Genomic DNA, 21,605 nt, shown 5'->3' with positions numbered 1-21,605 from the left:
TCGCCGATCGATCGGCGCGCCCGGCGAGCGACTTGTCAGCGGGCGATGATCTAACCCATTCTCGTCGCCGGCGGAACGATCTCGGGAGGACGCCATGACCAAAACAACCTATCGCGCAGTCTACGATGCCTGGAAGGCGGATCCGGAGGGGTTCTGGCTGAAGGCGGCCGACGCGATCGACTGGATCACGCCGCCGGAACGGGGCTTCGATCCGGACGCCGGCGTCTACGGCCGCTGGTTTCCCGATGCCGTCGCCAACACCTGCTACAATTGCGTCGATCGCCATGTGGAGCGCGGCCGCCCCGGACAGGCGGCGATCATTTACGATTCCCCGATCACCGGGAAGCAGCGCACCATTACCTACGCCGAGCTTTTGCGCGACGTGCAGGCGATGGCCGCCGTGCTGGCCGACCAGGGTGCCGTCAAGGGCGACCGGGTCATCCTCTATATGCCGATGATCCCGGAAGCGCTCGTCGCCATGCTTGCCTGCGCCCGGCTGGGCCTGGTCCATTCGGTGGTGTTCGGCGGATTTGCCGCCCATGAGCTTTCCACCCGGATCAATGACAGCAAGCCGAAGCTGATCGTGTGTGCCTCCTGCGGCATGGAGCCCGGCCGCGTGGTCGCCTACAAGCCGCTGGTGGACGCGGCGATCGAAGAGGCGACCCACAAGCCCGACGCCGTGCTGGTCTGGCAGCGCGAGGAGCATCCGGCCACGCTCGACAAGCCGATCGACCGCGACCTGACCGCGCTTGCGGCCGGGGCGGAGGCGGAAAACCGCACCGTTGCGTGCGTGCCGGTCGCTGCGACCGATCCGCTCTATATTCTTTACACCTCCGGCACGACCGGCCAGCCCAAGGGCGTGGTTCGCGACACGGGCGGCCACATGGTCGCGCTCGCCTGGTCGATGAAGAATATCTACGGCCTGGAGCCGGGGGAGGTGTTCTGGACGGCCTCCGATGTCGGCTGGGTGGTGGGCCATTCCTACATCGTCTACGCGCCGCTGCTCTACGGCTGCACCACCGTGGTGTTCGAGGGCAAACCGGTGGGCACGCCCGACGCCGGCGTGTTCTGGCGAGTGGTCGCCGAACACAACGTGGCCGCTCTTTTCACGGCGCCGACGGCACTGAGAGCGATCAAGAAGGAAGATCCGGACGGCAAGCTGATCGCCGACTATGATCTGGCGCGCTTCCGGACCCTGTTCCTGGCCGGCGAACGGGCCGACCCGGATTCCATCCAGTGGGCGGAGCGCGCCCTTGGCGTGCCGGTGATCGATCACTGGTGGCAAACGGAAACCGGCTGGGCGATCGCCGCCAATCCGGTCGGGATCGAGCGGCTGCCGGTCAAGCTCGGGTCCCCAACGGTCGCCATGCCGGGCTACGACATCCACGTGGTGGATGAAGGCGGCCAGCCGGTCGCCCCCGGGGCGCTCGGCAACATCGTGGTCAAGCTGCCATTGCCGCCCGCCAATCTGCCGACGCTTTGGGGCGAGGATGCCCGCTTCAAGCGCGCCTATCTGGAAGCCTTCCCTGGCTACTACCAGACCTCCGACGCCGGCTATGTCGACGAGGACGGCTATCTCTTCATCATGTCGCGCACCGACGACATCATCAATGTCGCGGGACATCGGCTTTCCACCGGCGGGATGGAGGAGGTGATCTCCGGCCATCCGGCAGTGGCCGAATGCGCGGTGATCGGCGTGACCGATTCCCTGAAAGGCCAGGTGCCGTGCGGCTTCATCGTCCTGAAGTCCGGGGTCACCCAGACCCATGAAGAGATCGAACGCGAGCTGGTCCAGCGCATTCGCGGTCAGATCGGTCCGGTGGCGGCGCTGAAGCTGGTCATCACGGTCGACCGGCTGCCGAAGACCCGGTCCGGCAAGATCCTGCGCGGCACCATGCGCTCCATAGCCGACGGCGAAAGCTACAAAATGCCGGCGACGATCGACGATCCGGCGATTCTCGACGAGATCGAAGCGGCGATCCGAGATCGGGGCGTCGGCAAGGCTGTGGCGAGCTGAACCGGTCCGCTCGGGAGGGGCGGAATGCGATTTCCCGCCCGAAATTGCGGCAATGGAACGGCTTTTTCTCTCCGCCGTTCGGGAAACGGCGGAGGGGAACGTCTGCCTAAAATTGGAGCGCTTTCGTCCGATTGAACCGGCACGGCGGTTCAGGCAACGTGAGCCGCGCGACGGGACCCGATGGACCCGTTGCGCGAAGCTGCCGTTTGATCCGATCGGCGGCACGACCGTCTGAACGGAAAAGGAAGCCTCGAACATGCTGCTCCAGAACAAGGTCGCGATCGTCACGGGCGGTGCGCGCGGGATCGGCTACGCCGTGGCGCGGCGATTCCTGGAAGAGGGGGCCAAGGTCGTCATCGCCGATATCGAGGACGAGCTTGCCGAGAAGGCCGCCAAGGAGCTGAAGGCGTTGGGCGACGTCATCGCGATCGATTGCGATGTCGGCGAGCGGCTGGACGTGCGCAACCTGGTGGCGGCGACGCTGGAGGCGTTCGGCGAGATCGACATCCTGGTGAACAACGCCGCCATTCTCGTGGGCGCCGATTTCCTGGAGCTCGAAGAAGCCGATTTCGACCGGGTGCTTCGGGTCAATCTCAAGGGGGCGTTCCTGGTTTCCCAGGCGGTGGCCAAGCATATGGTGGAGCGCGTGGAAGCGGGCGGACCGCCCGGCGCGATCGTCAATATGTCGAGCATCAATGCCGTGTTCGCGATTGCCAACCAAGTGCCCTATTCCGTCTCCAAGGGCGGCATCAATCAGCTTACCAAGGCGTCCGCCTTGTCGCTCGCGCCCTACGGCATTCGCGTCAACGCGGTCGGTCCCGGCTCGATCCGCACGGACATGCTGGCGAAGGTCGCCGAGGACCCGGAAGCGCGCCGCACCATCCTGTCGCGCACGCCGGCCGGGCGGCTGGGCGAGCCCTCCGAGATCGCCTCCGTGGTGGCGTTCCTGGCCTCCGATCAGGCGAGCTATATGACCGGGCAGACCGTCTATGCCGACGGGGGGCGGCTGCCGCTCAACTACGTCGTGCCGGTTGAGGACTAAGCAAAGCCAGGAAAAGTGCGAAGCGGTTTTCCGTCCGGCTTTGCGAGGGTAGAGGGCAAAGCCAGGAAAAGTGCGAAGCGGTTTTCCGTCCGTCTTTGCGAGGGTAGAGGGCAAAGCCAGGAAAAGTGCGAAGCGGTTTTCCGTCCGGCTTTGCGGGAAAGAACCAGCAAAGCCGAAGAAAAGCGGAACGGGTCTAAGGCGCTACTTCGTCAGGAGATCGTGGACGCCGCTCCAGCCGTCAGGGGCGGGGCCTTCGCCATGGATCAGAAGCCGCTCTCGATAGAGGGCGATGATTGTCGCCAGACCGCCATTGTCCGCCGCTTCCACGGCGGAAAGGGTTTTGGCGGCCTCCACGAAGTGGCCGGCCCGGTAGGCGGCGACGAACCGGTCCATTGCCGCCTTCAGCGCCTGGAAGCTCGCGTCGGCGGCCCGCTCAGCGCCGCCCATGAGCGCGAACAGGCTGATCGGTCGCGTTTTGCCCTTCACCCGGACGCGGTCGAACTCGATCAGGGCGAAGTCCGGCACCGCGTGGGCCGTCGCCTCGCCGACGATGATGGAGACGCCGTAGGACTTGGTCTGCCCTTCCAGCCTTGAAGCGATGTTCACGTCGTCGCCGATCACCGAATAGTCGAACCGGCGCACCGATCCGAGGTTGCCCACGCAGCACAGGCCGGTGTTGAGGCCGATCCCGATCGCCACCTTCGGATAGGTGTGATCGCCGGCGTTGAACGCCTCAATCGCCTGGAGCATGGCAAGGGCGGCCTCGCAGCCATGGCGGGCGTGATCGTCGTCGTCCAGCGGCGCATTCCAGAACGCCATCACTGCGTCGCCGATATATTTGTCGATGGTGCCGCGATGGGTCAGTACCGCATCGGTGAGCGGGGTGAGGAAGGCGTTGACGAAGGCCGTCAGCCGCTCCGCATCCATGCCCTCCGAGACGGTGGTGAAGCCGCGCATGTCGGTGAAGAGGATGGTCATCTCCTTGATTTCGCCGCCCAGCCGCAGCCGGTCGGGATCGCGGGCGAGTTCCTCCACCAGCCCCGGCGCCACATAGCGGCCGAAGGCGGAGCGGATCTGGCGGCGGTCACGCTCCTCGCGAATGCCGACATAGCCGGTGGTCGCAAACAGCACCGAGGCAGTGCCAAGGGCGGGAAAGGTCGGATCGACGAGCAGGCCGGCACGGGAAAAGGCCAACCAGCTCGCCGCGACCCAGCCGGCGATCGCCACCACACCGAGCCCGAAGCTCCAGCGCACCGGCAGCAGGCCGGCGGCGACCGCAATCAGGATGGCGAGCCCGGCGAAGGCGAGGATTTCCAGGCCCGAGGCCCAGTCCGGACGCTTCAGCGTCGCGCCCGACAGGATGTGCTCCAGAAGCTGGGCGTGGATCTCGACGCCGGGAACGGCCGCTTCCAGCGGCGTGGCGCGCAGGTCCAACAGGCCGGGGGCGGTGGCGCCGAGCAGCACGATCTTGCCGGCGACCTCCGCCGGATCGAAGTCGCCGGTATGGACGTCTCCGGCCGACAAGAGCCGGCTCGGATCGGTCTCGGAGAAATGGACCCGAACGGCACCGGCGGCATCGGTCGGGATCACAACCGCCCCGATCTTGACCGCGTTGATGCCGGAGGCAGCGCCGAAGGCGGTCTGGCCGCTGGCGTTGGAGGCGCGCGCAACGAGGGTCGACGCACCTTGCGCAGTGCGCAAGGCCTCTGCGGCAAGCGATGGAACGACTTTGCCGTCGACCAGGAACAGAAGCGGCACCGTGCGCACGATCTGGTCGCGGTCCGGCAGCCAGTTCATCGCGCCGAGACCGCTTGCGGCCTCGGCGAGGGGCGGCAGTGGGGCTGTGACGCTTTCGAAGGCCGGCAGGAATGGACGCGGATCGTCGCCGGCGCTGGCAAAGCCGGCCTTGTGCGGAACCTCTCCGTGCTTCTCGCCGTGGGTCAGGATCAATCCGAGCACGCTCGGAAGATTGGATAAGGCCTTGGCAAGGCTAAGGTCTCCGGCGTCGGCTGGGGGCAGGGCCTGGAGCAGGCGGTCGCGGTCCGCGCTGTCGGGCAGGGTGGCGAGCGCAGCCCTCGGATCGCTCCGGTCCGGCTCCGCGAGCGCGAAGTCGAGCGCGATGGCGGCCGCGCCAGCCGCGTTCAATCGGTCGACCAGCTCGCCAAGTACCCGGCGCGGCCATGGCCATTGGCCGAGGGCGGCAAGTGCGGCCTCGTCGATTGCCACGATCTTGACGGGTAGATCCGGATCGAACGGGCGCGGGGCGAGGCGTTGATATTCGTCGAAGGCGAGGTTACGCAGTTGCGCAAGCGCAGACGGCTCCGCGATGCGCAAAGCGAGTGCGCAAAGCGCGACGGCAAGGGCCACCACACCGACCCCGATGCGGGTCCGCCGCCTGTGCCGACGAGACCTAGCGGCTGGCCGGTTCATACTTGCCGTCCGGACCCGTGGCCCGCCATCAGAAGCGGCCGACGACGCGCCCGGTGACCAGGTGGGCGTCGAACTCCCGGGACGGATCGTTCGAGGTCTGCATCTGGTAGATATAGTCGAGGCGGAGGTCGACGGAGTCGGTCAGAAGGTTGGAGAAGGTGACGTTTACGCCGGGCGCGAAATAGGTGTCCGAGCGGTCGTCGGCGCCAGACATCACCGGATCGGCGAACCAGCGCTGATAAAGCGCAGCTCCAATGCCGGTCGTGACGACATCGGTCCAGGCGATGCGATAGTCGATCCGGCCGCCGATCTCCCAATATTTGCCGACCTCGAACTGGGTCGGAAGATAGGAGACCGGGTTGGAGCCGACATCCGACCAGCGGACCCGGGGGCGGATGAACAGGGCGTCGTTGTCGAACAGCAGGGCGGGGCGGGAGAAGCGACCCGCCAGATCGATCACCGGGCCGGAATCCGACGACCAGTCCTCGCCGTAGTCGCGCCAGACCGCGGCGAGCCGCAGCGCCTGCAGGGCGCCCTGAAAGCGGCCCTCAACCTCGACACCGCCGCCGATCTCGCCGTAGAGATCGGTTCCGTCGAGCCAGCGATAGCCGGCGATCACGATCGGACGCACCGCTGCGCGGCCGGCCACCGGAAGCAGCGGCCCGATCTCGCCGCCGACGTAGCCGTTGCTCATCTGGTGGGTTTTTTCATAGAGCCGGCCGCCGCCGAACAGCTCGGTGCGCCAGCGCCACCAGCCAAGCGGGCGCTCGTCGCGAAAGCGGGCGTCGATCAGCCCGAACACGCTGCCTGGACGGTCGGCGGTGTCCGGCCGCTGCAGCGGATTGGAGTTGTAGCCGATCCCGGTGGAGACGGTGAGGTTGGTCCAGGCGGGTTCGATCGCGCGGCGGACACGGGCAAGCCCCTGACGGGCTTCGGCATTGCCGGGATCGTTGATCAGGATCCGCTCGTAGGTGGCAAGGGCCTTGCGCCGCTCCCCCATGCGCTCGGCGAGCCGGGCATAGGCGAGGTTGGCGTCGACATCGGTCGGGTCAGCCAGAATACGCTCGAAGAGCGCCGTCATCTCCGGCGACCCGTCGCCTGCGGCGAACGCAACAGGGGCGCCCGTCCAGACAACGAGCACGCCGAGCAACCAAAGGATCAGCCCGGGCCGGAACGCCATGCGCAGCAGGTCCACAAGACGAGGGTCGACGACACGCGAAAAGCTATCTCAGGTGAGTCTACGTGTTTTTTGTTCAATTGGCATCTGCAGGAAAAGTCGTTTCGGTCGGAAAATGCAAACATTGTGACTGGAATCACACGACGCAGCGCCCGTTGATGTATTAATCTTGCCAAAATGAGCGAGGTCGCCGTGCTGGAGCGCCGGCGCGGGCAAGACGCGGGGAGCGCGGGCACCATGGCCCAGGTCTTCGAGACGGTGCGCCGACAGGTTCGTTCGATTGCGTTGGCTGCGATCGCGGTGTCCATGGGAGCGGCGCCGGCGATCGCCGCGCCGGATCGAATCGGCGTCAGTTCCACCGTCGTGCGCGATGTCACCGGCGATGCCGGCGGCCAGAAGCGGCCGCTTGCCGTCGGCGGCGAGGTGTTTCGTGACGAAACCATCGTCACCGGCGACCGCTCCAACGCCCAGCTTCTCTTCCTGGACGAAACCAGCCTCAACATCGGTCCGCAATCGGCGGTGATGCTGGATAAGTTCGTCTATGCCGGCAGCGGGCGGGCGAGCGACGTGACGGTCGAGATCACCCGCGGTGCGCTGCGGTTCGTCTCCGGCTCGTCCCGGCCCCAGTCCTATTCGATCGAGACACCGGTGGCGACCATCGGCGTGCGCGGCACGATCCTCGATATCTTCGTGCGTCCGACCTTCGTGATCGTGATCTTGGAGGAAGGGGCGAGCGATGTCTGCGTCGGCGGCCGTTGTGTCGGGCTGGTGCGGACCGGGACCTATCTTCTGGTGCGGCCGGGCGGGCGGATCGAAGGTCCGAAGCGGTGGGACGGCAGTCTGCGCCGGCTGGTCGGTCCGGTCTCGTTCCCGCTTTATGGTTGGCATCTGCAGCTCGACGATCTGCCGCGCTATATCCGTGATCCCGCTCGCGACGATGCCGACCAGATCAACCAGCGCGACGCGGTTCGCAACGCCGAACCGCCGCCGGAGCCGGTCCAGGAACCGACCGTCGAGCCTGAGCCGACCGTGGAACCCGAGCCCGAGCCTGTGGTCGAACCCGAACCCGTTGTGGAACCGGAGCCGGAACCCGTCGTCGAGCCGGAGCCGGAACCGGTCCAGACGCCGGAACCCGATGAGGTCACCGAGCCAGATCCGCAAACCCAGCAGGACCCCGGCACCGCGCCGAACGGCTAGGGTCAGGGCCCCCTCCGCTGGCTGACGGAAAACGGACGCTGGTTTCTCGCAAGAACCGGCGCGGAGATGGTCTGCGTTCGTGTCCCCCGGCTTCGTGATTGTACTTGCGGCCATTCAGCGCCATGTTGCTGCCAAGACCAAGACACCAAGACCAAGGAGATATGGCATGTGTGCTGCGATCGTGGGCTGGTCCCATTCCAAGTTCGGCAAGCTTGAGGACGAGAGCGTCGAGAGCCTGGTCGTTTCCGTTGCCAATGCCGCGATGGAGGATGCCGGGGTCGAGGCGAAGGATGTCGACGAGATCGTGCTCGGCCATTTCAACGCCGGTTTTTCGCCCCAGGATTTCACCGCCTCGCTGGTGCTGCAGGCCAACCCGGATCTGCGCTTCAAACCCGCCACGCGGGTGGAAAATGCCTGCGCCACCGGCTCCGGCGCGGTGCATCAGGGTCTGAAGTCGATCGCGGCGAAGTCGGCCAAGGTCGTGCTGGTGGTCGGTGTCGAGCAGATGACCAAGACGCCGGGGCCGGAGATAGGCAAGAATCTCCTGAAGGCATCCTATCTGCCGGAGGACGGCGACACCCCGGCCGGTTTCGCTGGCGTGTTCGGCAAAATCGCCCAGCTTTATTTCCAGCGCCACGGCGACCAGAGCGATGCGCTCGCCAAGATCGCCGCGAAGAACCACAAGAACGGCGTCGCCAACCCTTATGCTCAGATGCGCAAGGATCTCGGCTACGAGTTCTGCCGCGCGGAAAGCGATAAGAATCCGTTCGTTGCCGGGCCGTTGAAGCGGACCGACTGTTCGCTGGTGTCCGATGGGGCCGCGGCGATCGTGCTTGCCGATACGGACACCGCGCTCGGCATGAACAAGGCGATTGCCTTCCGCTCCGCCGCGCATGTGCAGGATTTCCTGCCCTTGTCCAAGCGCGACATCGTCAAGTTCGAAGGCTGCAGCGCGGCTTGGCAGCAGGCGCTCGCCAAGGCCGGGCTCACCCTCGACGATCTGTCCTTCGTGGAAACCCATGACTGCTTCACGATCGCCGAGTTGATCGAATACGAGGCGATGGGGCTCGTGCCGGAAGGCCAGGGCGCCCGCGTGCTGGAAGAAGGCTGGACGGAGATCGGCGGCCGCCTGCCGGTGAACCCGTCCGGGGGCCTCAAGGCCAAGGGCCACCCGATCGGCGCCACCGGCGTGTCCATGCATGCGATCTCGGCCATGCAGCTTGCCGGCGAAGCCGGAGACATGCAGCTCGACAGTCCCGAGCTCGCCGGCATTTTCAACATGGGCGGCGCGGCGGTCGCGAACTACGTCTCGATCCTGCAGCCGTTGAAGTAAAAATTCGGCCCGCTCGCGCTGCTTGCGGCGCGGGCACGGCCAGTCCATCCCGGCCGTGGCTTCGCGATTTCAGTCGGTCTCACAAAAAGCTGGGCTGGTCGTCGGGCGGATCGGAGGAGGGATCCTCTGAACTCTCGGTCTCAGCGCCCGCGGACGGAGCGGGCGCCACGGCCGGTTCGGCTGCTCCGCGCGTGGCAAGCTCCGGGCCGATCCGGGCGGCAAGCCTGTCGGCGGTGAGTTCTTCGGGCAGCCGGAGACGCCAGTTTGGCCATTCCCGGTCGGTGCCGGGCACGTTGACCGGGGCCTTCTCCGCCAGAAGGTCGGCGGCTTGCAGCATGACCAGATCCGACGGGGTCTTCGCCAGAAAGGCGTGGATGGCGTCGATCAGGGCGATGAGGGCCGCTTCCGACGGGGCGTCGTCGTCGGCGGAGGGCAATCCGCTCATGGTCGCGCCTGCGGTGGCGAGGGCCGACAAGAGCGCGGACCGGTCGCTCCGCCGTGTCGAACGCTCGGCTTCCGGGGCGCCATAGGTGCGGCCGATCGCTTCGTTGATCTCCAGATCGCGGCCGAGCCACCAGCCGGCGAGCGGCGGCAGGTCGTGGGTTGCCGCGCAGGTCGCCGCTCGGGCCGGGTAAGCGGAGGGAGCGGTGAACTGGTCCTTGTCGCGTTCCAGAAGCAGCACGCTGGTGGACAGGATATCGGCCTCGGCAAGCCGGTCGCTGAAGCCTTCCGGCACGGTGCCGAGATCCTCGCCCACGACGCCGCACTGATAGCGATGGCTTGCGAGCGAGAGCGCGGCCAGGTGCGGGCCGATGTGATGGTTCACATAGGCGCCGTCGCGTCCGGATGCGCCGGCCGGAATCCAGAACAGCCGCGTAATCGACATGACATGGTCGAGCCGGAGCAGGCCGGCATAGCGCATGTTGGTCGAAAGCAGAGTGGAGAAGGGGCGGTAGCCGAGCGATGCCATCTGGTGCGGGATCGGGGGGCGGGTATCCCAGACCTGACCATCGGCGGCCAACGGGTCGGGTGGTGCGCCGACCGAGACACCCTCTGCGAGGACATCCTGGCTCGCCCAGGCCTCGGCCCCGTCGGGCGCGCAGCCGACGGCGAGATCGCGATAAAGCCCGATGCCCACGCCGGCCTCGTGCACGCGATCCGCCGTCTCGGCAAGCTGGCGCTCGCAATGCCACTGCAGCCAGCAATGGAACAGGATCTCGCCCGGGCGCCGGGATTGCATTTCGGCGACAGCGGTCGTGTCCGGGCGGCGCAGCGGCGAAGGCCAGCGCATCCACGGCACCTTCGGCCGATCCTCGGAGATGAGCTGGAAGGTTGCGAACTCGATCAGGCTGCGGCCGCGGCTGGTGAGATATGCCTCGAAATCCTGCCGTTCGGCGTCGTCCACGGGTCGCTGGCGAAAGGCCTCGAAGCCGGCTTCCAGCGCCTTTCGCTTGATCCGCCAGACCTCAGGATAGTCGATGGTCTGAGCCTCGGCGAGCGCGGCGGCGTTCAGGTCCGGCGTACCCTCGATGCGGGCGACGTCGAGATAGATCGGGTCTAGAAAGCGCCGGTCCGACGGATGATAGGGGCTCGCTCGGTTGCGGTCGCCGCCGAAGAGGGCGTGCAGCGGATTGATACCGATTGTTGCGGCCCCGGCGGGGGCGGCGTGCTCGCCGAGCTCGGCCAGGGTGGTGAGGTCGCCTATGCCACCGTCGCCGGCGCGCTTGAGGCTGTAGAGATTGGCCTGGATGCCGAACCGGCGCCCGCTGGCAAGAGCGGCCGGACGATAGCAGGCCTTCGGCGCGACGACGATCCGCGCGACGCCGTCGGGGCCCTCATGGTCGTCGAGGCGAAGCCGGTGGTCGCCGATGGGCAGAGGCGGCAGGGTCAGCCGCAGGCGGCGCACGGCGGTGCCGTCCGGTGCCGTTACTTCGTCTTGCGCGGCGTCCGACGGGACCGGAATTACCCGCTCCTTGCCGTCGGCAAGCCGGAGATGCAGGGCGCGCGGCGGGCGCATCGACAAGAGCCGGGGCACGGCGACCTCGACCGACGCTCCCGGCGTGGCCGAGACGAACGGCGGCAGCGCCCGGCGCACCGTTTCGTTCGACAGGGAGACCAGGCTCGCCCGCGCGGCTTCCGCCGAAGTGGCCGGCAGGCCCATGGCGTCGAGCAGTGCACGCTTGGTGTCCGGCGAGACCAGGTGGCGTGTGCCGTCCACGTCCCACCATTCGGGCGCGATGCCGGCCGCCTCGGCCAACCGGTCGACGACCCGGGTTTCCGCCGCACGGGTGGCGGCTGCGAGGCCACGGCCGCCGCTGCGGTCGACGGTCTCCACGGAAATCAGGGCGCTGCGGCCGGCGACCGCAATCTCGCAGCCATCGAGATCGCGATCGGCGGTGCGGTCCTCTGCGCCGGTGTCGACCACGACACGCCAGAGGCAAGCGTCACGGGGCGGGGGCAGGGTTGCCGTCAATTCGTCTGCGCCGGCATTGAAGACGACTGCGACCCGATCCCCGGTGGTGGGCGCCCCGCCGGCATAAAGCACCAGCGTCAGGGTGCGGCGCTCCGGGTCGGTCCAGTCACCGGGCGTCATCGCGCCGCCATCGGCGGTCAGCCACTCGATGTCGGGCAGGCCGCGTCCGTCGACGGCCGCGCCGGTCAGGTAGCTGTCGAGCCGGAGCGCAGGGTGGCGCCGTCTGATGTCGGCCAGGCGCCGGACCAGCGCGATGCGCTCCTGGTTGGCGCTTGCCCAATCCACCCAGGTCATCTCGTTGTCCTGGGCATAGGCGTTGTTGTTGCCGGCCTGGGTGCGGCCGAGCTCGTCGCCCATGGCAAGCATCGGCAGGCCGCGCGAGACGAACAGGGTCGTGAGCAGGTTGGCGACGTCGCGATCGCGGGCGGCACCGATCGCCGGATCGTCGCTCGGCCCTTCCACGCCGTTGTTCCAGGAGAAGTTGGCGTCGTGGCCGTCGCGATTGTCCTCGCCGTTCGCCTCGTTGTGCTTTTCGGCGTAGGCGACGGTGTCGGCGAGGGGAAAGCCGTCGTGGGAGGCGATGAAGTTGACACTCGCCGACGGCAAGCGGTGGGCGGCGGCGAAGAAATCGGCGGAGCCGGTGAGCCGGGTCGCGAGCTCGCCGATGGTGCCGCCGTCGCCGCGCCAGAACCGGCGCACGGCGTCGCGGTAGCGGTCGTTCCACTCCGACCAGCGAGCCGGCATGCCGCCGAGACGGTGGCCGTCCGGCCCGACGTCCCAGGGCTCCGCGATCATCTTCAGGCCCCGCAGCACCGGGTCCTGCTCGATCGCCTGGAACAAGGGAGCCTCGGGATCGTAGCCGTCGGCTCGGCGCCCGAGGGTGGTTGCGAGATCGAAGCGGAAGCCGTCGACGCCGGCCGCAGTCGCCCAGTAGCGCAGCGTGTCCATGGCCAGCCGCAACGCATGGGGCCGGTCGAGCGCGACGGTGTTGCCGCAACCGGTGTCGTTGACGTAGAGCGCCGGATCGTCCGGGCGAAGCCGGTAGTAGCCGGCATTGTCGAGCCCGCGGAAGGAGACCGTCGCGCCGAGTTCGTCGCTCTCGCCGGTGTGGTTAAGCACGATGTCGAGGATCACCTCCAGGCCGGCGGCATGGAGCGTGGCAACGGCCTTGCGCACCTCGTCGATGCCGCCGGGGGCGATCCGTGGATCCGGAGCCATGAAGGCCAGCGTGTTGTAGCCCCAGGCATTGGCGAGGCCGAGGGCGGGCAGGTGACGCTCGTCGATCCAGGCCATGATCGGCATCAGCTCGACGGTGGTCACGCCGAGGCTGGAGAGATGTTCGGTGACGGCGGGATGGCCGAGGGCGGCGATCGTGCCGCGGATGTCCTCCGGGACCTGCGGATGGGTCCTGGTGAAGCCGCGGACGTTGAGCTCGTAGACCAGCGGCGGCCGGTCGAGCCGGCTCACCTGGAACGGTCGCGTGCTGGCGCGGGAGGGCGCGGTCGCGATCGCCTTCGGCACCAGGTCGGCGGTGTCGACGGGATCGGGCGCGCCCTCGTCGGTCGAGCCGCTGAGACGCGGATCGTGCTGGAACGGCCGGTCCAGGGCACGCGCGTAGGGGTCGACCAGAAGCTTAGCGGGGTTGAAGCGCAGGCCGCGCTCCGGCTGATAGGGCCCGTAGGCGCGCAGTCCGTAGCGGGCGCCGGCCCCATACCCCTTGACGAGCCCGCAATGGATCGCGCCGCGCCGAGCGGGCAGGATCGCGGAGCCGATCCGGGTTTCGCCGTCCTCGTCGAACAGAACGACCTCGATCGCCTCGGCGTCGGGCGCGACGACGGCGACATTGAGGCCGCTCGCCTCGACGGTGACGCCCAGCGGCTCCGGCTTGCCGGGAAGGACGGTCAGCTTCTCCGTCATGCCGATTGCGCCGCCACGGCCGGTTCGACGAGATCGCGGTAGAGTGCGGCGTAGGCGCCGGCGGGTGCTGCCCAGCTCACATCGGTGCGCATCGCATTCGACTGCATCCGCCGCCATACCTTGGGCTGCTGATAGAGATCGCGGGTGCGCACCAACGCCTGGTCGAAGGTGTCCTTGGTCACCGGCGAAAACAGGACGCCGGTGCCTGCGCCGGCCATGCGGGCCATCTCGTTGGTGTCGATGATGGTGTCGGCCAGGCCACCGACCCGGGCGGCGACGGGGACCGCGCCGTAGCGCAGCGCACAGAGTTGGGTCAGTCCGCAGGGCTCGAACCGGGACGGGATCAAGAGCGCATCGACCCCCGCCTGAAGCTGATGGGCGAGGCCTTCGTCATAGGTGAACTCGACCGCGATCCGGTCGGGATGGCGCGCGGCGGCTGCCTTTAGCGCCTCCTCAAGGGCGGCATCGCCGGTTCCGAGCACCACGAGATTGCAATCCAGGCCGAGAATGGTCGGCAAGGCCTCGACGATCAGATCGATGCCCTTTTGCCAGGTCAGCCGGCTGACCACCCCAAGCAGCAGCCGCTCGCTGTCGGGATCGAGGCCGAAGCGGCGCAGCAGGGCGGACTTGTTCGGGCGGCGGCGATAGAGCGTGACGCTGTCGAACGGCGCGGCGATGGCGGGGTCGTTCGCCGGGTCCCAGAGACCGATATCGATGCCGTTCAAAACGCCGGAGACGTCCTGGCCACGCGCCCGGATCAGGCCTTCCAGCCCCATCCCGAACTCCGAGGAGCGGATTTCGCGGGCATAGGTGGGGGACACGGTGGTGATGCGATCGGAAAGCCGGACGGCAGCCTTCAGGAAACCGATGCGGCCGAAATATTCCACCCCTTCCACGGTATAGGACTCGATCGGCAGCCCCAGGTGCGGCAAGAGCTCCGGCGCCATCTGGCCCTGGAAGGCAATGTTGTGGATAGTCATCACGGTCGGCGGCCCGGCGCGCTTGGCATAGTGCAGATAGGCTGGCACCAGCCCCGCCTGCCAGTCGTGGCAGTGGACCACATCGGGCTTAAATTCCTCAAGGGCCCCGGTGGCGATCTCCGCCGCCGCACGGCTGAGCGCGCCGAAGCGCAGCCCATTGTCCGGCCAGTCCGTTCCGGTCGGGCTGGTGTAGGGATTGCCGGGCCGATCGAACAGATCCGGCGCGTCGAGCACCAGCAGGGACAGCCCCTTGGCATTGCCGGCGAGAATGCGGGCGGGACGCCCGAACAGTTCGCCCAGGTCCAGAACCGGCCGCCCTTGGCGAAGCGCCGCCATGACCTTCGGGTAGCCCGGCAGGAGGGTGCGGACCGTGACGTTTTCCTCTGCAAGCGCGAACGGCAGCGAGCCGACCACGTCGGCAAGCCCGCCGGTCTTGATCAGCGGAAACGCTTCGGAGGCGACGGAAAGAACCGATAGGGCGGTCATCGCGGGCTTCTTCGGGAGGGCGCGGGGACGCGGCTTGCGGCGAGAGCGTGGGCCGGACGGAATCGAGGCTTCGGATCGTTTCATCGCGGATGTTTTACCCTGTCGCTGCCGCCCTCACGAGAGGGCATCGAGCATCGACTGGGTGATCAGGCAGATGCCGCGGTCGGTGCGGCGAAAACGGCGGGCGTCCTCCTCCGGATCCTCGCCGACGATCAGCCCGTCCGGGATTTTCACGCCGCGATCGATCACCGCGCGGTCGATCCGCGCGCCGCGGCCCACCACCACTTCTGGGAGGACCACGGAGAAGGAGAGCCGGGCATAGGAGTGCACGTGCACATTGGAGGACAGAAGCGATCGGTGGATCGACCCGCCGGACACGATGCAGCCGCCGGAGACCAGCGAGGAGATCGCCTGGCCGCGCCGCTCGCCCATGTCGTGGACGAACTTTGCTGGCGGCGTGAGCTCCGAGTAGGTCCAGATCGGCCAGTTCCGATCGAACAGGTCTAGTTCCGGCACGATTTCCGTCAGGTCGATGTTGGCTTCCCAGTAGGCGTCGATGGTGCCCACATCCCGCCAATAGGCCGATCGCTCGGCGCCGGAGCGCACGCAGCTCGCCTCGAAGCGGTGGGCCCAGGTGTTGCCGTTGGCCACCAGCTTCGGGATGACGTCCTTGCCGAAATCGTGGCTCGAATTCGGGTCGGCGGCGTCCTCGTGCAGAAGCTCGAACAGGAGCTCGCGGGCGAACACGTAGATCCCCATCGAGGCGAGCGAACGGCCGGGTTGGCCGGGAATCTCGGGCGGCGTCTTCGGCTTTTCGACGAACGACACCACTCGATCCTTGTCGTCCACGTGCATGATGCCGAAGGCGGAGCCTTCCGAACTGGCGATCTCCACGCAGCCCACCGTCGCATCGGCGCCGCTTTCCACATGCTGGGCGAGCATCAGCTCGTAGTCCATCTTGTAGACGTGGTCGCCGGCGAGAATGATCAGATAGTCCGGCGCATAGGCTTCGATGATATCCAGGTTCTGATAGACCGCGTCGGCGGTGCCGGCATACCAACGGTCTTCCGAAACGCGCTGGCTGGCGGGCAGGATATCGAAGCCTTCGTTGCGTTCGGGTCGCAGGAAGTTCCAGCCGCGATTGAGGTGGCGGATCAGGCTGTGAGCCTTGTACTGGGTGGCAACCGCAATGCGCCGGACGCCGGAATTGAGCGCGTTGGAAAGCGCGAAATCGATGATCCGGGTCTTGCCGCCGAAATAGACGGCCGGCTTCGCCCGCCGATCGGTTAGCTCCAGCAGACGGCTGCCGCGTCCGCCGGCCAGAACATAGGCCATCGCCGATCGTGCGTACGGGGCGTTCTCCTTCAGGCCGGACATCGGCTCTCCCTCCCAGCCGCCCGACAAGCGCGAGGCGGTCCCGTCAACCAGCTACAACCATCGGGCCACGAAAGATGTTCCGCTATCAGGCGGCGCCCCGTCCAGAGCACTAGGCGTATATTTCGCGTCGCCTGATGCTCTCGCCCTTGATGACCGGCGCACCGCTTGCTCGGCGCGCCAGCCGAAAGCTCAGCTTTCGTTTGCGTCCTCCCAGACGAGCCAAAGCGTGGCAAGTGGCGGGCAGGTGAGGCGTACGGTCGCGCCGCCGTTGCCGTCCTCGCTTGCCTCGACGCCGCCCATGTTGCCCCAGCCGGACCCGCCATAGATTTCTGCGTCCGTGTTCACGACTTCGCGCCAGCGACCGGGGCGGGGAACGGGAACGTCGACATCGGTGCGCGGAACAGGCGTCAGGTTGCAGACCACCAGAACCGGCGATGCATCCTGCGTGCCGAACCTCGTCCAGGCGAAGATCGAGCGGTCGGCATCGTCCACGATCGACCAGCGAAAGCCTTCGCCCTCGTTGTCGCGCTCATGCAGGGCCGCGACATCGCGGTAGGTGCGGTTCATGTCGGCGACGAGCCGCCGGATACCGTCGTGGCCGGACGTATCGAGGAGATGCCAGTCGAGCCCCTGCTCGAAGTTCCACTCGCCGATCTGAGCAAATTCCTGCCCCATGAACAGGAGCTTCTTGCCCGGATAGCCCCATTGTCCGGCCAGAAGCGCGCGCAGGTTCGCCCGTTTCTGCCAGTCGTCGCCCGCCATGCGGGCGTAAAGCGTGCCTTTGCCGTGCACGACCTCGTCGTGGGAGAGCGGCAGCACGAAATTTTCCGTGAAGGCGTAGAGCAGGCCGAAAGTGATCTCGTTGTGGTGGAAGCGGCGGTAGCTCGGGTCGCGGGAGAAATAGTCCAGCGTGTCGTGCATCCACCCCATGTTCCACTTGAAGCCGAAGCCCAGGCCGCCGGCGAAGGTGGGGTGGGAAACGCCCGGCCAGGCGGTCGATTCTTCCGCGATCATGACGGCACCGGGGACGGTGGCGTAGACCACTTCGTTGAGCCGTTTCAGGAAGGCGATCGCTTCCAGGTTTTCGTTGCCGCCGTGCGTATTCGGGCGCCATTCGCCCTGTTTGCGGGCGTAGTCGAGATAGAGCATGGAGGCGACCGCATCGACGCGCAGGCCGTCGATATGGAAGCGGTCCAGCCAGTAGAGTGCCGAACCGACCAGGAAATTGATCACTTCGCGGCGGCCGAAATCGTAAATCGCCGTGCCCCATTCCGGATGACGTCCGCGCAGCGGGTCGGCATCCTCGTAGAGCGGCTCGCCGTCGAACAGGGCAAGGCCGTGGGCGTCGGCGGGAAAGTGCGCCGGCACCCAGTCAAGGATGACGCCGATACCGGCGCCGTGCAGCCGGTCGACGAGGCGCGCGAAGCCCGCCGGATCGCCATGACGGATCGTCGGCGCATAGAGACCGATCGGCTGATAGCCCCAGGATGCGTCGAGTGGATGTTCGGTAACCGGCAGGAGCTCGACATGGGTAAAGCCGAGCTCGCTGACATAGGGCACCAACGCATCGGCAATCTCGTCATAGCTGAGATAGCGGTTGTCGGGTCCACGCTGCCAGGATCCCAGATGGACCTCGTAGATCGACATGGGGGTGCGACGCGGATCGGCGGACGCGCGCGCCTCCATCCAGGCGTCATCGCTCCAGGCGAAATTGTCGGTCCGCGCCACCTTGGAGGCGGTCGCCGGCCGAAGCTCCGCCGCAAACCCGACCGGATCGGCTTTCAGCGGCAGGAGGCGGCCGTCGCGCGCCAGGATCTCGTACTTATAGCGCGCGCCGTCGCCGACGCCGGGCAGGAAGATCTCCCAGACGCCGGTATCGATGCGCTTGCGCATCGGATGGCGCCGGCCGTCCCAGGAGTTGAAGTCGCCGACCACCGACACTCGGCTGGCATTGGGCGCCCAGACCGCGAAATGGGTTCCGCGCACACCGTCGTGGCGCATGGGATGGGCGCCGAGCCGATCGTAGAGGCGATGGTGGGCGCCTTCGCCGAAGAACCAGTCGTCCCAGGCGCCGAGCACGGAGGGAAAGGCGTAGGGGTCGAACAGTTTCCACGAAATGGTGCCGTCGTTGACCTTGAGCCGGTAGCGCGGTTGGTCCTCGCGATTGGGAATGGTGCCGACGAACAGGCCGTCGGGGTGGATCTGCTCCAGCCCGCCGAGCTCTCGGTCGGCTTCGGGCGAAATCACCGCCACCGAGCGGGCGCCGGGCAGGAAGGCGCGCACCTCCCACCGACCGTCCACGCGGTGGGGGCCGAGAACGGAGAAGGGATCGCCGTGGCGTCCCGCGACGATCGCGTCGATGTCCGTGGTGGAGAGCGCCATGGCTAGCGCTCTCCCGCGTCGACGCGGCAGGCGCGGCCGCGACTATTCAGCCTTGATCCACCGGAGCGGCGTTCCAGATCTCGCCGGCATATTCCCGAATGGCGCGGTCCGCGGAGAACCAACCCATGCGAGCCGTGTTCAGCACCGATTTGCGCCACCACGAGCTTCGATCCTTCCATTCGTTGGAGACGTGGACTTGCATGGCCCGATAGGCCTCGAAGTCTGCCGTCACCATAAAATAGTCATGGTGTGTCAAAGCGTTGACAAGATCGCGATAACGGTCCGGCTGATCCGGAGAGAACACGCCGGTGGCGATCTGGTCGAGGGCTTCGGAAAGGTAGCGCGAGGCGGCAATGGTCTCGTGCATGTCCAGCCCGGCCTCGCGGCGCTCGATGACTTCGTTGGCCGTCATGCCGAAAATGTAGATGTTCTCCGCTCCGACATGGTCGCGGATTTCCACGTTGGCGCCGTCCAGCGTGCCGATGGTGAGCGCGCCGTTGAGGGCGAATTTCATGTTGCCGGTGCCCGACGCCTCCATGCCGGCCGTCGAGATCTGTTCGGAGAGGTCGGTCGCCGGGATGATCGCCTCGGCGAGGCTGACATTGTAATTCTCCAGGAACACGATCTTCAGATGGCCGCGGACGGTGGGGTCTGAATTGACCATTTTCGCCACGTCGCAGGCGAGTTTGATGATCAGCTTGGCGGTCGCATAGCTCGCCGCCGCCTTGCCGGCGAAGATCTTCACCCGGGGCCGCCAGTCGTGCATCGGGTTGGAGCGGATCGCATCATAGAGCGCGACGGCGTCCAGGATGTTGAGGAGCTGGCGCTTGTATTCGTGGATGCGCTTGATGTGGACGTCGAACAGGGCGTCGGGATCGAGGGTGACGCCGACGCGCTCCTTCACCAGCTTGGCGAGCGCGACCTTCCGCTCCCGCCGCACGGCGGCCATGGCTTCGCGGAAGCCGGGATCTTCGGCAAAGGGCGCCAACTCGGAAAGCGCTTCCGGATCGTCCAGGAACCGGTCGCCGATCGCGTCGCGGATCAGCCGCGTCAGACCGGGGTTGGCCTGAAACAGCCAGCGGCGGAAGGTGATGCCGTTGGTGACGTTGACGATGCGGTCGGGATAGATGCGGTTCAAGTCTCTGAACACCGTCTCGCGGACCAGATCGGTGTGGAGCGCGGACACGCCATTGATGCGGTGGGAGCCGACGAAGGCGAGGTTGCCCATGCGGACCGCGCGGCCATTGCTCTCGGAGATCAGCGAGACTTCGGAGAGCGTGCCGCCGTCATCGCCCAGGGTTTCGCGCACATGGTCGAGCTCGAAGGCGTTGATCAGGTAGATAATCTGCATGTGGCGCGGCAACAGCCGCTCCATCAGCGGCACCGGCCAGGTCTCCAGCGCCTCCGGCAGCAGGGTGTGGTTGGTGTAGGAGAGCGTCGCGCGGGTGACGTCCCAGGCCTCCGCCCAGGCCATCTCGTGGAGATCCACAAGGATGCGCATCAGCTCGGCCACGGCGATGGCCGGGTGGGTGTCGTTGAGCTGAACGGCGGCGTGGTCCGGCAGCTCCTTCAGACTGTAACCCTGTTGCAGATGCCGGCGGACGAGGTCCTGCAGGGAGGCGGAGGTGAAGAAATATTCCTGCCGCAGGCGCAGCTCATGGCCGGCGGGCGTGGAATCCGACGGATAGAGTACTTTGGAGATCGCTTCCGCCTTGGCGCGTTCGGCGAGCGCGCCGACATGGTCGCCGCGGTTGAATTCCTCCAGGCTGATCGGGTCCTTGGAACGTGCCGACCAGAGCCGGAGCGTGGAGACGTAGCGGCCGCGCCAGCCCACGACCGGATTATCGTAGGCGACGGCCAGCACGGTCTCCGCCGGGCGCCAACCACGAGGGCCCAGATGATGGGCGTCGGCGCTGGATTCCACCGTGCCGCCGAAGCCGATTTCATAGCGCGCCTCGGGGCGGCGGAACTCCCACGGACAACCCTGGGCGAGCCAGTCCTCCGGCAATTCGCGCTGGATGCCGTCCGGCAGCACCTGGCGGAACAGGCCGTGATCGTAGCGGATGCCGTAGCCGTAGCCGGCATAGCCGAGCGAGGCCATGCTCTCGATGAAGCAGGCGGCGAGTCGGCCGAGGCCGCCGTTGCCCAGCGCCGCATCCGGCTCCAGGTTGCGCACGGTCTCCATGTCGGTGCCGAGCCCTTCAAGCGCCTCGGCGACGGCATCGGCGTAGCCGAGATTGAAGGCGGCGTCGAAAAGCTGGCGGCCGATCAGAAACTCAAGTGACAGGTAATAGACCCGCTTAACCGGCTTGGCATAGGTCTGCCGGGTGGAGGGGATCCAGTGGTCCACGATCCGGTCGCGGATCGCGAGCGCGGTGGAGGTGTACCAGTCGTGCAGCTCGGCGTGCTCGGGGTCCTTGCCGACCTGGTAGACCAGCTTGGAGAGGATCCGTTCGCGCCAGAATTCCGGTTTGCAGGGATCGTCGCCAGCGCGGCGGTGCAGCTCGTCCTCGTGGGCATCAGGGGCAAGGAACGGAGGCACGGTCGTTTGTAGATGCTCGGTCATGGCCGCTCGGCTCACGTGAATCTTTAGGGCGACGCTTGCTCAAGGCGCTTTCGGGAAGCTTGCCGCACAGGCAGGGCGCGCCGGACAACATTTGAACGCTGGACGAAGGCAGGCACCGCAGCGGCCTATTGTGGCCCGATGCGTCCTGCGATGCCACCCGCCCGGCTGGTTATCCCAAGGGCTATCAGCCGCAGCGCGGTCGCAGTCAACAGCGAACATGTGACGGCG

Annotated in this window: 11 protein-coding genes; 4 read left to right on the top strand and 7 right to left on the bottom strand. The window is 66.9% G+C overall.

Annotated features, from left to right (window positions below; all coding sequences use genetic code 11):
* Nucleotides 1-94: 94 nt before the first annotated feature.
* Both HNS03_RS04150 and HNS03_RS04145 read left to right on the top strand, forming a co-directional pair.
* Nucleotides 95-2,017 (top strand): propionyl-CoA synthetase, encoded by a 1,923-nt coding sequence (locus HNS03_RS04150; RefSeq protein ID WP_367193328.1) that lies wholly within the window; start codon nt 95-97, stop codon nt 2,015-2,017.
* 256 nt (nt 2,018-2,273) lie between these two features.
* On the top strand, nt 2,274-3,059 hold the full coding sequence (locus HNS03_RS04145) for an SDR family NAD(P)-dependent oxidoreductase (protein WP_367193326.1): 786 nt from the start codon (nt 2,274-2,276) through the stop codon (nt 3,057-3,059).
* Between the two features lie 201 nt (nt 3,060-3,260).
* Here the strand turns inward: HNS03_RS04145 and HNS03_RS04140 are convergent, their stop codons facing one another.
* Both HNS03_RS04140 and HNS03_RS04135 read right to left on the bottom strand, forming a co-directional pair.
* Nucleotides 3,261-5,426 carry a CHASE2 domain-containing protein gene (locus HNS03_RS04140; protein WP_367193325.1) on the bottom strand — a complete coding sequence of 722 codons (2,166 nt, stop codon included), beginning with the start codon at nt 5,424-5,426 and terminating at the stop codon, nt 3,261-3,263.
* Between the two features lie 91 nt (nt 5,427-5,517).
* Complete coding sequence (locus tag HNS03_RS04135) at nt 5,518-6,669, bottom strand: tetratricopeptide repeat protein (protein ID WP_367193323.1); 1,152 nt, start codon at nt 6,667-6,669, stop codon at nt 5,518-5,520.
* A gap of 174 nt (nt 6,670-6,843) precedes the next feature.
* Here HNS03_RS04135 and HNS03_RS04130 point away from each other — a divergent pair, with 174 nt between their 5' ends.
* Nucleotides 6,844-7,863, top strand: a complete 1,020-nt coding sequence (locus HNS03_RS04130; RefSeq protein WP_367193322.1) for a FecR domain-containing protein — start codon at nt 6,844-6,846, stop codon at nt 7,861-7,863.
* A 166-nt stretch (nt 7,864-8,029) separates the two neighbouring features.
* Nucleotides 8,030-9,196, top strand: coding sequence for an acetyl-CoA acetyltransferase (locus tag HNS03_RS04125; protein WP_367193320.1), 1,167 nt, complete (start codon nt 8,030-8,032; stop codon nt 9,194-9,196).
* Nucleotides 9,197-9,275: 79 nt separating this feature from the next.
* On the opposite strand, the gene glgX is transcribed toward HNS03_RS04125, so the two are convergent.
* From glgX to HNS03_RS04100, 5 genes are all read right to left on the bottom strand, one after another.
* The gene (gene glgX / locus HNS03_RS04120; RefSeq protein ID WP_367193318.1) at nt 9,276-13,586 is read right to left on the bottom strand and encodes a glycogen debranching protein GlgX; all 4,311 of its coding nucleotides are present in this window, start codon (nt 13,584-13,586) and stop codon (nt 9,276-9,278) included.
* The gene (gene glgA, locus HNS03_RS04115; protein ID WP_367193317.1) at nt 13,583-15,052 is read right to left on the bottom strand and encodes a glycogen synthase GlgA; all 1,470 of its coding nucleotides are present in this window, start codon (nt 15,050-15,052) and stop codon (nt 13,583-13,585) included. The genes glgX and glgA overlap by 4 nt, the downstream gene beginning before the upstream one ends.
* A gap of 114 nt (nt 15,053-15,166) precedes the next feature.
* Nucleotides 15,167-16,429: a glucose-1-phosphate adenylyltransferase gene (gene glgC / locus HNS03_RS04110; protein ID WP_367193315.1), complete on the bottom strand. Its 1,263-nt coding sequence runs from the start codon at nt 16,427-16,429 to the stop codon at nt 15,167-15,169.
* A 189-nt stretch (nt 16,430-16,618) separates the two neighbouring features.
* Complete coding sequence (gene glgB / locus HNS03_RS04105) at nt 16,619-18,811, bottom strand: 1,4-alpha-glucan branching protein GlgB (protein ID WP_367193313.1); 2,193 nt, start codon at nt 18,809-18,811, stop codon at nt 16,619-16,621.
* Between the two features lie 46 nt (nt 18,812-18,857).
* Nucleotides 18,858-21,377 carry a glycogen/starch/alpha-glucan phosphorylase gene (locus tag HNS03_RS04100; RefSeq protein ID WP_367193311.1) on the bottom strand — a complete coding sequence of 840 codons (2,520 nt, stop codon included), beginning with the start codon at nt 21,375-21,377 and terminating at the stop codon, nt 18,858-18,860.
* Nucleotides 21,378-21,605 lie beyond the last annotated feature (228 nt).

This window comes from Amorphus sp. 3PC139-8, assembly GCF_040750475.1.
Classification (GTDB): Bacteria; Pseudomonadota; Alphaproteobacteria; order Rhizobiales; family Amorphaceae; genus Amorphus.
Note: the sequence above shows the minus strand (reverse complement) of the source record. Positions and strands in the feature narration are given on the sequence as shown.